Below are 12,561 nucleotides of genomic sequence, written 5' to 3' on the forward strand. Positions count from 1 at the left end.
AAACATTTACGCTGCAACACACTAAAATAAATAGACTTCTAATCCAATCGGGCACTCGCCTACGATGGTCATAAAATTGTCATAGGTAATTTTATCTATTATTATAATGCACCTTGAGCTTAAGAGCTTTATTGTGGCATTATCAAAAATGATTTTCACGTCAACTCCGGGACGATATATGGACAAAAACACTGAAGAACTGATTGTTGAGCTCAGAAAAAAAGATAAACGGATTGCCGAACTTGAAGCAAGATTATACGGCAGCGACCAGCATCTTGAAGAAAGGTTTCACAAGCTGATAGATCATGTGGAAATGGTATCCGTACAAGGTTATGATCGGGACCGTAAGGTGGTATTCTGGAATATGGCCAGTGAAAAACTCTACGGCTATTCACGGCAAGAAGCATTAGGCAGGAAGCTTGAAGATCTCATTATCCCGGAACATATGCGTGAAGGTGTAATCAGCCACATAAAAGACTGGCACGAAAAGGGGATCCGCATCCCGGCCGGAGAACTTGAATTAAAGAGAAAAGACGGCAGTACTGTCCCGGTTTATTCAGCTCACGTAATGCAAGATAATCCGGACGGCAGCAAATACATGTACTGTATTGACGTGGATTTGACCGAAATTAAAAAAGCCCACCATCAACTGATTAAGGCCAAAGAGCAGGCTGAATCCGCAAACCGGGCCAAAAGCGAATTCCTCGCCAACATGAGCCATGAGATACGCACTCCGCTAAACGGCATACTGGGCATGCTGCAACTGCTGAAATCCACACCATTGAACATTGAGCAGCAGGAATACATAGACCTTGCCGTCATGGGAGCCAAACGGTTGACCAACCTCCTCTCAGATATCCTTGATCTTTCAAGGGTGGAGGCTGGTAAGCTAAGTATGGAAGCTGCCCCTTTTGATCTTCCTGAACTCATGAGAAGTATCGTTGACCTTTACCGTCCGGTCATCCGCCAAAAGAACCTTGCAATGAATCTGGTCATTCATCCTGAAACACATATTCAATTAAAGGGTGACGGAGCACGGTTGCAGCAGGTACTGACAAACATTCTTGGCAATGCCATGAAATTTACTGATTCCGGCAAAATTGATATCGAAACATATCCCCTGCCGATAACAGACCCTGAAAAAGTAAAAATCCTGTTCAGCGTAAGTGACACCGGTTCCGGTATTCCGGACAGCAAGATGGATGAACTTTTTGCACCTTTCACTCAGTGCAGCGAAGGACTCAACCGCCCACATCAAGGAGCCGGACTGGGATTAACAATCTGCAGGCAACTCGTTCAGCTAATGGGAGGCAACATCGCCATTGAAAGTGAGCTGAACAAAGGGACAACTGTATATTTATGCATTCCATTCGAAAGACCGCCCCAAGCATGCGCATGGGAACAAAAAGAGACCATGCCGCAGCCAACAACTCAAAAATTCAAAGTGCTTTTGGTCGAGGATGAAGCGATCAGCAGACTCTCGGCAGCCCGGCAAATGGAGCTGGCCGGATGTGAAGTTGTAACAGCTGAAAACGGACAGCAGGCACTTGAAAAAATTTCAGCTGAATCTTTCGATCTTATAATGATGGATATCCAGATGCCGGTCATGGACGGACTGAGCGCTACCGCAGCCATACGTAACGGAGATGCAGGTGAAATAGCGCAGGACACTCCAATCATCGCCATGACAGCCTACGCCATGAAAGGGGACCGGGACAAATTTCTTGCTGCCGGTATGGACGATTATCTTTCCAAACCTATCGAGAACAAAGACCTGCTTAAGTTGCTAGATAAATATCTATAACTATTAAATATTTTTTACTTATACAAGAACACTTCATATCCCTGTCAGCTTGACACACCTTTTCCTGTGCTATACTTTTAAAAAAAGTATGCAAATTAAGCCTTGCAAATTAGAAAAAAGATCTGAGATTGCCCTACTCATTTACAAACAGGAACAAAAGTATGCACATATCTGAAGGAGTTCTTTCGTTACCGGTTCTTGCCAGCGGAGGAGTTGTCACTGTCATCGGAACCACACTCGGTCTTAAAACGCTTGATTCTGAAAAACTTGTTTCCGTGGCCCTGCTTTCCTCGGTCTTTTTTATTGCGTCGCTGATCCATATTCCTATCGGCCCATCCAGTGCCCATCTTATCATGAGCGGCCTTATGGGCCTGATTTTGGGCTGGGCTGCTTTCCCGGCTATTTTGACAGGGCTGCTTTTACAGGCAGTACTCTTTCAATACGGGGGGTTGACCGTCATCGGAGTCAATACGGCTACCATGGCCCTGCCCGCAGTTGCTTGTCACTATATGTTCCGCCCTCTGCTTAAAAAAAATTTCTTCAGCATGAGTCTCGGCGCCTTCCTCTGCGGAGCTGTTTCCATCGCCCTGTCCGCAATCCTGACCTCAGCGGCTCTCTCTTTTACTGATGAAAGTTTTACATCCGTTGCGAAGATGATTGTTTACGGACACATCCCGATCATGATCATCGAAGGTTTTATCTGCGCCTCCGCTTACGGATTCCTGCAAAAAGTCAAGCCGGAAATGCTGCTGGTAACTCAGTAAGCATAAATCTGAAACTACATTATATATAAAGGCCGGATCGGTTATGTTCGATCCGGCCTTTATTTTATTCAATAACCCTCATATTCGCCCACTTCCCACCCCGGAAACGCCAGTAGAAAGCAGCTGCCAGCACAACCACATAGAGAGTAAAGACAGCCCACAAAAAATACGGTCCTGAAGGATATACTTCGACTGCCATATAGCAGGGGACAACCATAATAGCTATGCAGCACAGACCTACGCTTTTCATGACAAACACAACATCTCCGGCACCTTTCAGAGCACCTGAATAAACCAGTGCTGTACCGTCAAAAAGGATATAGGCCGCGGTAAAAAGCAAAAAATGTGTTCCATAATTCAGCACGTCAGCGAACACGGCATCTGTAATATTTTCCGGACGGAACAAAGATAAAAGCAACTCCGGGAAAAGCAGATATATCAGTCCCATAATAAGCATCCATACCGTAGTGATATGCAAAGCACACGTGGTTGCCCGTCTGGCATAATCCGGCCTGCCCTGCCCTATGGCCTGCCCCACCAGGGTACTGACCCCAACTGAAATTCCGTAGGCCGGAAAGAATGATATCCCGTCAATGGAAAGGACAATGTTACTGGCCGCAAGTATAAGCGTTCCTAATCGACCAACCATATAAACAAAAAAAGTTACGGCAAAAATGTCGAGAAAGAACTGAACTCCGTTGGAAAGACCGAACTGGATGAATCGTTTGAACAATTTAGGCTCAAAGCGGAAGTTGGTGCGGGTCTTGAAATTTATTTCATTATCACGGCTGAAAATCAGCGGCACGTAAATGGAGACTATGACTGCCCCGGCTGTAATCGTGGCAATGGCCGCCCCACGGATGCCCATTTCCGGGAAAATCCATACCCCGTTGATGAGCGCATAATCGAGCGGGATATTCACAGCCGCACCTATCATATTGACCACCATGACCGTGCGGGTCAGCCCACGCCCGGCAAAAAAACCGGAAAGAGCGGTATCAAGAACCGGCAGCCCGGCCCCGAGCATGAGAATTCTGAAATACTGAATTTCCAGCTCCAGAACCTCAGGAGGATGTCCACCGCTTTCAAGTAGCGGAGTCAGCCAGAATCCCATGGCACCGAGAACCAGCCATGATCCCAGAGCAAAATATATCCCCTGCCAAAGGCTGGAAGCCACCCGCTCCGGCTTTGCTGCTCCGGTGTATTGGGCAATGAATACATTTATATAGCTGGCCACCCCCATAAAAAACGATATGAACAGGAAAGACAGAATCCCCGCAGGCAATGCGGCAGCAATGGCTTCCATTGAATAACGTCCAAGAAAAATTCTATCTGTGACCTGCATTATTGTTGTGGAGGCCATGCTGACCGCAAGAGGCATACTTATATCGAGCACATGCTTGTACCCGAATGGCTTGTTCCATAAAGATTTCATAATTATCTCCCAAAGCTTGAAACTCAGCTAGACATATTTATTTGTAAGTGCATGACATTTTTTATCATGAATGCCCGGATCACAGCAGGATGAGAGGAAGCCATGGGTAATATCTCATATACACAAAAAAAGCCGTTTCCGATGTTACCCGGAAACGGCTTTAAAACTTCTTCAGAACCAGAATTATTTAACTGCGTCCTTGAGGAATTTTCCGGGAGTGAATTTTACACCACGGGAAGCGGGAATCTGGATGGCTTCGCCGGTCTGGGGGTTGCGCCCGGTGCGTGCGGAGCGCTCAACAGTCTTGAAAGTACCGAAACCTGTAAGGGTAACATTGCCTTCTTCTTTGAGGCCGTCTTCGATTGCGCTGAGAACGCCGTCCAGTGCGGCAGAAGCATCTTTTGCACTCAGCTCCAGTTTTTCCCGGATTTTCTTAACAAGAACAGTTTTACTCATAGTTAACTCCTTCAAAAATTATTTTTCCCGCGCTCAGGCGGCGGATGTCCGTACCCCTAAAAGCCCACTACACCAGATAGCTTAAAAAAGCCATAGTGAAAAGCAAATCTTAACTTCACATACATAAGAGCCATTAAATACAAAACCCCGCAGCAAGGAGCAGGGGCGGCGCTGAAAGGGCGGAAGAGGCGAATTACAAGGAAGGCCCCGCATATGTCAAGCGAATTAAATTTTATATCAACCTTTAGCGCAAAATTAATGCGGCTTCACATAATTCTCTAAAAAAAAGCGTGATTTTTTTTGATTTACGGTGTTGACATATACACAGGCTGTCTTAATTTATGTCAGCTTCTGAGGAAGCATCCGGCCTGCTGAGATACGCAGGCTTTGAAATTTAAAAGTTTGATCCACCATAATCACGTGGATTACTTATCTTATCTAAAAAAGTTTATTTATTTTGGAGGAAACATGAATCTCAAGCCGTTACAGGACCGTGTACTTATCAAGCGTCTGGAAACCGAGCAGAAAACAGCTGGCGGCATCATCATCCCCGATTCCGCAAAAGAAAAACCCATGAAAGGTGAAGTTGTTGCTGCAGGCCCCGGTAAAGACAACAACCCCATGACTGTCAAAGCTGGCGACGTTGTTCTCTTTGCCAAGTATGCTGGTAACGAACTGAAAATTGACGCAGACGAATTCATCATCATGCGTGAAGACGAAATTCTCGCAATCGTCGAGTAATACTCCCTTAATAAATTAATTTTTCCAGATCAGGAGAATATAAGAACATGGCTAAAACTATTGAATTTGACGTAACTGCTCGTGACCGCCTGAAAAAAGGTGTAGACACCCTCGCAGAAGCCGTAAAGGTTACCCTCGGACCCAAAGGTCGTAACGTTGTTATCGAAAAATCCTGGGGCGCTCCCACCATCACTAAAGACGGTGTGACTGTTGCAAAGGAAATCGACCTTGAAGACAAGTTCGAAAACATGGGCGCACAGATGGTTAAGGAAGTTGCTTCCAAAACCAACGACATCGCCGGTGACGGTACCACCACCGCTACTGTTCTGGCCCAGTCCATCTTTGAAGAAGGTGTAAAGCTTGTTGCTGCAGGCCGTAACCCCATGTCCATCAAACGCGGTATCGATTCCGCTGTTGAAGCTATCGTCGAAGAGCTTGGCAAACTTGCCAAACCCACTCGCGACAAAGCTGAAATCGCACAGGTCGGCACCATCTCTGCAAACAGCGATTCCACCATCGGTGAGATCCTCGCTGAAGCAATGGATAAAGTAGGCAAAGAAGGCGTTATCACTGTTGAAGAAGCCAAATCCATGAAAACCGAACTGGACGTTGTTGAAGGCATGCAGTTCGACCGTGGCTACCTCTCCCCCTACTTCGCAACCGACACCGATAAAATGGTTTGCGAATTCGAAGATCCCATGATTCTTCTTGTTGAGAAAAAGGTTTCCAGCATGAAAGACCTGCTTCCCATTCTGGAACAGGTTCTGAAAATGTCACGTCCCCTGCTCATCGTAGCTGAAGACGTAGACGGCGAAGCTCTGGCTACCCTCGTGGTAAACAGACTGCGCGCCAACCTGAATGTTTGCGCTATCAAGGCTCCCGGATTCGGTGACCGCCGCAAGGAAATGCTCAAAGACATCGCAACCCTCACCGGTGCAACTGTTGTTTCCGAAGACATCGGCCTCACCCTCGATGCCATGACCGTTGAAGGTCTCGGTACTGCAAAGCGCGTACGCATCGACAAGGAAAACACCGTTATCGTAGACGGCGCAGGTAATGTTGAAGACATCAAAGGCCGTGTAAAGCAGATCGAAGCTCAGATTGCTGATTCTTCCTCTGACTACGACCGTGAAAAACTTCAGGAACGTCTCGCCAAGCTCGTTGGCGGTGTTGCAGTAATCAAAGTCGGTGCTGCTACTGAAGTTGAAATGAAAGAAAAGAAAGCCCGCGTTGAAGATGCTCTGAACGCAACCCGCGCTGCTGTTGAAGAAGGCATCGTAGCTGGTGGCGGTACCGCCCTCGTACGCTGCTCCAAAGTTCTCGATGACCTCAAAGCAGGCAACGACGATGAACTGGCCGGTATCAACATCATCCGCCGCGCTGCTCAGCAGCCCCTGCGCATGATCGCTGAGAACGCAGGTTTCGAAGGTTCCGTTGTTGTTGAAAAAGTTGCTGAAGGCAAAGACGGCTTCGGCTTCAACGCAGGTACCGGAGTATACGAAGACCTGATCAAGGCCGGTGTTATCGACCCCAAAAAGGTTACCCGTATCGCTCTTCAGAACTCCGCTTCCGTGTCCAGCCTGCTGCTGACCACCGAATGCGCTATTGCTGACGCAGAAGAAGACGAAGAATAGTTCTCTGATTCTTAGATGATTTTAAAGGCCCGGTAGCGTATGCTTCCGGGCCTTTTCTTATGCATCCTGCGACCCTTATGGGCGCCAGAGGTAAGAGTTATTGCATAGCTGATCTTTTGGACAAATCTTCATACATGGTCCAGGTCTTTAGAAATTCAGCATCAAAAGATCGTTGTTCAGTGTAGGTCCGCGCACTCTTTTTCATGTACTGCAACAGCTCTGGGTGGTCGGCAAGGCGGACAATTGCTCTGCTTAGCGCGTCTGAATTTCCGGCTTCTACGATCAGCCCGGTAGTATCCTTAATAAGATTTTCGCAGGGCCCTCCGCAATCAGTGACGATTACCGGAAGACCTGAAGCTTGGGCTTCCAGAACCACATTGCCGAAGGTATCGGTTGCGGAAGGAAATACAAAGACATCGGAACTGGCATAGCAGGAAGAGAGTTCTTCCCCGTCCAGATAGCCTGTGAACGTCACCGGGCACCCTTCCAGACGAAGTTTCATTTCATCAAGATATGGGCCTTCACCGACCACGACAAGATGCAATTCCGGCCTGATGGCGGACACTGTCTTAAAGGCTTCGGTCAGCACATCAAGATTCTTTTCACGGGACACACGGCCCACATAGAGCAATTTGACCGCTTCCTTGACTTTGAAGCGCTTGCTATAAAAACCATTGCGTTTCTCAGGAGTAAAGCGGCTGGTATCCACTCCACGGGGATAGACTTTGATTTTGTGCGGCTTGACGCCTTTACCGGACAACTCGTCCCCGGTCGCTTCGGAAGGGACGAAAACCGTATCCATCTGGTTGTAAAACCAGATCATAAATTTCCATGAGATATCTTCCAGCCCGGTATCATCCGTGAAGGCCCGGACATACTGCGGAAAGGCCGTATGGTATGTTCCATGAACAGGAAGCTTGAGAAGGCGGGCTACAGCCAGCCCTGCCAGACCGACCGGGCCTGGAGTCGCCAGATGCAACAAAGTGTAATCGCTTTCCAGACAGTGGGCCAGCACTCGCAGAAACGGCGGGTATTTGAACGACAGTTCCGGATATTCGGGAAACTCAAATTCTCCGGCAGGGGAAAAATTTACTACCTGATCACTGGATCCTTCGGAACCGCAGGTAATTACAGTAAGCTTTTTATCATGCTTACGGGCAACATCCAACTGACTTTGCAGTGTTAAGGCCACACCGTTCACGTCACTGAATGTATCGGTAAAATGGGCAATTTTAGTTTCACCTGCATGCAGGTCCTTATGCCCGAAAGCGTACAGACAGTCCCGTGCAAATTCCCGTTCACTGGCAAAGAGTCCATATGAGACAAAATAAGGAGCAAGCAGAGTATACAGGGATCCGGCCGCACCGATGGTATGGAATACATCAAAAAGATTCGCACCCAAAGCGCTGTTGATAATTTTATCTCCCAAACCGGAGAGGACTTTATCAGTAGCATTACCCACAAAACGAAACCATTCATCTTCCAGCTCTTCAGGACTGTATTTGAAACCGCAGCTTATATTACGGGCACGGTCTTCACTTTCCACAATACGGTTGGCTTCCCGCAACAAGGCCGCCTGAACTGAATCAGAAGTCCTGAAATATTTTTTAGAGCGCTGACGGTAGATAAAATTCTGAAGCTTATCCAGAATGGAAGGACTTACCTTGTCGCCGGGATCAAGCACATTGTCGATATATCCGAAGCATTCAACAGAACGTTTCAGCTTGGTACAATCAAAATGGCTTTTGTAAAACTGGTAGGCAATTCCATAAAGATTATGGGCCATGGTATGCGGAGTAGCCGCCTTTCCCTGAACCATGCACCGCCCTTCGCTGACAGCTCCAAGCATTTCCTGCGGGGTCATGACATCAACAAACTCAGTATAAACCCTCGCGATATTGATACCGGAATGGTCATCTGATCCACCGGTCAGGCCCTTGACCCATGGGGTGTTACCGTAAGGCGCAATATCGTGCTTATTTGCAAGGCTGTCGATAATTTCAGGAGTCAGGTTGTCAACGATGGTACGCAGGGCCGAGTTCTGCATTTCATCACGGGTACCGTTCAGCTCGAGGGTATTGAAAAGCAGCAGGGCTTTTTCAAAATGCTCCGGGGTCAGTCGCTCATTGACTGCGAAAAGAGGATGAGCCAGCACATGAACAATGCCCTGCTCTCGCAGATAAGGAACAAGGTCAAATACATTGTCGCGCAACTTCTGGAACTCGCGGTGGTGTTCTTCGGTGATATCATAAGCCAGAACGTGTAGCTTACAGCCGTCTTCCGGGAAATATGTCGTAATTTCTTCGCTGATGAACGCGTTTTTAAGATGGGCTATTTCCAGACTGCCGTTAATCGTGTTGTGATCGGTAATGGTGACCATGTTCATGGACCGTGCAAAAGCCCTGTCATAAATCTTCAACGGCTCGGTAAAGCTCTCCGGGCACCCCAGCTTCTGCAGAATCCACTGGGATGGGCGGGTTGAATATTTTGAGTGTACATGCAGGTCCACCCTCACATTAGAACCTTTCATGGCTTAATCCTCCTGAAATTCACGCCTTGGCTGCATAAAGACGTGCAATTGATTTTCGCCCTTTTAATAAGAGCAGGAGGCTGTAACAGTCCCACGGTTCGGTTACGGTTCAGAGTTATTTCAGAGAAAACGAAAAAAGGCCGCAACTCTCAAGAGATGCGGCCTTTTGAATATTGAATTCTATTCTGATTCTCTACCAGTTCAAGGTTTCCTTAAAAGCTGTGGCGAGATCTTCGGTCTTGCAGCGGACGATGCCTGCAGAGCCTTCCATGAGGCCGAAGGAGCTTCCGCCAACGGTCATACCGATGCGCTTGCAGATCTGGCCTGCGAAGAGCTCTTCGAACTTACCGGCATTCTCGGGAGCCACGGTCACCGCGAAACGGGATGCGGACTCACTGTAAAGCACGGACAGAGTCGACATGCCGTACTCGGTAGGTACGGAACGAAGGTCGACTTCACAACCGATACGTCCGCCAAGGGACATCTCGGCAAGGGCCACACCCAGACCGCCGTCGGAAAGGTCGTGGCAGGAAGTTACCAGCCTCTGACGCATGGCCTGATTAAGGGTCATGTAGCGGGCCTTGGCTGTGAGAGCCTCAACATGAGGCACTTTGTCATGCACGAAGTTCAGCTGGGAGGCGATTTCAGAACCGCCCATTTCGTCACGGGTCATACCGAGCACGTAGATGAATTCACCCGGCTTCTTGAAATCGGAAGTCACGCACATGTTGATGTCCGGAACAATACCGACGGTGGAGAAGAGTACAGTCGGCGGGATGGATATTTTCACGCCGCCGCCTTTGTAGTCGTTCTTCATGGAGTCCTTACCGGAAATGCAGGGAACTCCGAAAGCACGGCAGAAGTGGGACAGGGCCTGATTAGCCCGGACCAGCTGCGCCAGTTTGTAATGACCGTCCGGGCTAGATTCGGACTGAACAGGGTCGCACCAGCAGAAGTTATCGATACCGGCCATGTGGGTGATATCTCCACCTACGGCAACTGCGTTACGAATTGCTTCGTCAACGGCGTTAGCCATCATCCAGTATGTATCGAGATCAGAGAATTTGGGGCAGATACCGTGCGAAACGACCAGACCTTTGTCATCGTCAAAGTCGGGACGAAGCACACCGGCATCAGCAGGACCGTCCTCCTGCTCACCGACCAGAGGCTTGACCACACTGCGGCCCTGCACTTCATGGTCATACTGGCGGATGACATACTCCTTGCTGCAAATATTCAGACGCCCAAGCATATCCTTGAGCAGCGCTGTGTGGTCTGCAACTTCGGGTTCTCCGGTAAATTCGATTTCAGGACGTTCCCAGACAGCCTTGAGCTGCATCTGGGGAACACCGTCATGAAGGAAGTCCATGCGCAGGCAGGCTACTGGCTTTTCTCCGTAGCGGATGTTGTAGAGGCCGCTGTCAGTATAAGTACCGAGGGCAGTAGCTTCCACGTCCATTTCATCCGCAAGGGCCATGAACTCGTCCAGTTTTTCAGGCGGGACAGCTATGGTCATTCTTTCCTGAGCTTCGGAAACGAGGATTTCCCATGGTTTGAGACCGTCATATTTGAGCGGTGCCTTGGCAAGGTCAAGATCACAACCGCCGCTGTCCTCGGCCATTTCACCGACAGAGGAAGACAAGCCGCCCGCACCGTTATCGGTGATGGCGTTGTACAGGCCCAAGTCACGGGCACGCATCAGGCAGTCATACATCTTGCGCTGGGTAATCGGGTCACCGATCTGAACAGCTGTTGCCGGAGAACCTTCATGCAGTTCCTCGGAGGAAAAAGTCGCGCCGTGAATACCGTCTTTACCGATACGGCCACCGGTCATGACAATGATATCGCCGGGCAGGGCTTTCTTTTGGTGGCTGGGACGTCCTGCAGCTTCCACAGGCATGGTCCCCACGGTACCACAGTAAACCAGCGGCTTGCCGAGATAACGTTCATCAAAAACAATAGACCCGTTCACTGTGGGAATACCGGATTTGTTACCGCCATGCTCCACACCTTCGCGTACACCTTCGAACACCCGGCGGGGATGCAGCAGACGCGGGGGCAATTCACCTTCATGAAAGGGTGACGCAAAACAGAACACGTCTGTGTTACAGAGCAGGTTCGCGCCCAGCCCGGTACCCATGGGGTCACGGTTGACGCCTACAATACCGGTCAACGCTCCACCGTAAGGATCGAGCGCAGAGGGACTGTTGTGGGTCTCCATTTTAACGCAGACATTAAGCTTGTCATTGAACTTGATAACACCGGCATTATCTTTGAACACGGAAAGGCAGAAATCATCGTCGCCCTTTTCAGCGCGGATTTCCTTGGTGGTGTTCATGATGCAGGTTTTGTAAAGGCTGTCTACAGTAGAGGAAAACCCGGTTTCCTTATTTTCATAAGAAATCTTAGAGCTGAAAATCTTATGCTTGCAGTGTTCGGACCATGTCTGGGCCAGAGCTTCGAGTTCCGCATCAGTAGGCTGGGCGGTAAGTCCCATTTCCTCACGCTGCTTAACTACTTCAGGGTCGGCATAGTATCTACGGATGCAGTGGAATTCCTCAAGACTCAGGGCAAGGGTGTTCTCACGGCTGAAAGCCATCATTTCGTCATCGGACATAGCCGCGAGGTCGATAACTGCAACTTCGTCACTGGCTTTACCGGTAACCCGTGCTGCCTTGGCTTCGAATCCCGGAGACTTCACCCATTCCTCTGCGGAACGGATTTCGTAACGCTGGATAAGTTCGTTAGCCAGCAGGTCCTTTGCTATATGGCTGACCTGCTCCAGACCGAGATCCTTATCAAAAAGATACTGGGTGGAAGTATAGACTTTTACCGCTTCCACAGCTGCCGGTTCAGTAACCAGAATTACTGATTCCTTGGCAGTACGGCCTTCGTTGTCGGTAACGCCGGGACGGAAGCCCACTTCAAGGTTCCATGCGAAATCCTTGGCCAGCGGCTCAAGGGAAGGTGTATGCAGGACCGGGTCATGAAGTACGCCCAGTTCCAAAACCTTTTCAATTTCGTCTTTCTCAAGACCTTCAACAGTATATACCTTGATGGTCCGGACATCACCGGCCTCAATACCTAATTCTTCTTTGATCTTATTGGAAACTTTATGGCCGTGAACATCACGGACATGGTCTTTAAGTGCGACCTCGACACGCCAGAGCATGGCTATCTCCTCTTAATAATTAAGG

At 48.9% G+C, this 12,561-nt stretch carries 8 protein-coding genes; 4 read left to right on the forward strand and 4 right to left on the reverse strand.

Annotated elements, in window-relative coordinates:
• The first annotated feature begins 178 nt into the window (after positions 1-178).
• Positions 179-1,804, forward strand: coding sequence for an ATP-binding protein (locus ACKU41_RS08150; RefSeq protein WP_321404987.1), 1,626 nt, complete (start codon positions 179-181; stop codon positions 1,802-1,804).
• A gap of 161 nt (positions 1,805-1,965) precedes the next feature.
• A complete protein-coding gene (gene cbiM, locus ACKU41_RS08155) occupies positions 1,966-2,568 on the forward strand; it encodes a cobalt transporter CbiM (RefSeq protein WP_321404988.1) in 603 nt (200 codons plus the stop codon).
• Positions 2,569-2,632: 64 nt separating this feature from the next.
• Here the strand turns inward: cbiM and ACKU41_RS08160 are convergent, their stop codons facing one another.
• Both ACKU41_RS08160 and ACKU41_RS08165 read right to left on the reverse strand, forming a co-directional pair.
• Positions 2,633-4,003: an MATE family efflux transporter gene (locus tag ACKU41_RS08160; RefSeq protein ID WP_321404989.1), complete on the reverse strand. Its 1,371-nt coding sequence runs from the start codon at positions 4,001-4,003 to the stop codon at positions 2,633-2,635.
• A gap of 183 nt (positions 4,004-4,186) precedes the next feature.
• A complete protein-coding gene (locus ACKU41_RS08165) occupies positions 4,187-4,459 on the reverse strand; it encodes an HU family DNA-binding protein (RefSeq protein ID WP_015850656.1) in 273 nt (90 codons plus the stop codon).
• A 468-nt stretch (positions 4,460-4,927) separates the two neighbouring features.
• Between ACKU41_RS08165 and ACKU41_RS08170 the strand changes: the two genes are divergently transcribed.
• Both ACKU41_RS08170 and groL read left to right on the forward strand, forming a co-directional pair.
• Positions 4,928-5,200, forward strand: a complete 273-nt coding sequence (locus ACKU41_RS08170) for a co-chaperone GroES (protein ID WP_319762070.1) — start codon at positions 4,928-4,930, stop codon at positions 5,198-5,200.
• 47 nt (positions 5,201-5,247) lie between these two features.
• Complete coding sequence (groL, locus tag ACKU41_RS08175; protein ID WP_321404990.1) at positions 5,248-6,834, forward strand: chaperonin GroEL; 1,587 nt, start codon at positions 5,248-5,250, stop codon at positions 6,832-6,834.
• A gap of 97 nt (positions 6,835-6,931) precedes the next feature.
• Here the strand turns inward: groL and ACKU41_RS08180 are convergent, their stop codons facing one another.
• Together ACKU41_RS08180 and ACKU41_RS08185 are read right to left on the reverse strand one after the other, a co-directional pair.
• Complete coding sequence (locus tag ACKU41_RS08180) at positions 6,932-9,364, reverse strand: glycosyltransferase (RefSeq protein ID WP_321404991.1); 2,433 nt, start codon at positions 9,362-9,364, stop codon at positions 6,932-6,934.
• Positions 9,365-9,557: 193 nt separating this feature from the next.
• Positions 9,558-12,536 (reverse strand): phosphoribosylformylglycinamidine synthase subunit PurS, encoded by a 2,979-nt coding sequence (locus ACKU41_RS08185; protein WP_321404992.1) that lies wholly within the window; start codon positions 12,534-12,536, stop codon positions 9,558-9,560.
• Positions 12,537-12,561 lie beyond the last annotated feature (25 nt).

This window comes from Maridesulfovibrio sp. (genome assembly GCF_963678865.1).
GTDB lineage: Bacteria > Desulfobacterota > Desulfovibrionia > Desulfovibrionales > Desulfovibrionaceae > Maridesulfovibrio.

What these genes read in the sequence shown, in the direction of transcription:
- ACKU41_RS08150 (WP_321404987.1), top strand. Translation starts at nt 179, where the DNA reads ATGGACAAAAACACTGAAGAACTGATTGTTGAGCTCAGAAAAAAAGAT.
- cbiM (WP_321404988.1), top strand. Translation starts at nt 1,966, where the DNA reads ATGCACATATCTGAAGGAGTTCTTTCGTTACCGGTTCTTGCCAGCGGA.
- ACKU41_RS08160 (WP_321404989.1), bottom strand. Translation starts at nt 4,003, where the DNA reads ATGAAATCTTTATGGAACAAGCCATTCGGGTACAAGCATGTGCTCGAT.
- ACKU41_RS08165 (WP_015850656.1), bottom strand. Translation starts at nt 4,459, where the DNA reads ATGAGTAAAACTGTTCTTGTTAAGAAAATCCGGGAAAAACTGGAGCTG.
- ACKU41_RS08170 (WP_319762070.1), top strand. Translation starts at nt 4,928, where the DNA reads ATGAATCTCAAGCCGTTACAGGACCGTGTACTTATCAAGCGTCTGGAA.
- groL (WP_321404990.1), top strand. Translation starts at nt 5,248, where the DNA reads ATGGCTAAAACTATTGAATTTGACGTAACTGCTCGTGACCGCCTGAAA.
- ACKU41_RS08180 (WP_321404991.1), bottom strand. Translation starts at nt 9,364, where the DNA reads ATGAAAGGTTCTAATGTGAGGGTGGACCTGCATGTACACTCAAAATAT.
- ACKU41_RS08185 (WP_321404992.1), bottom strand. Translation starts at nt 12,536, where the DNA reads ATGCTCTGGCGTGTCGAGGTCGCACTTAAAGACCATGTCCGTGATGTT.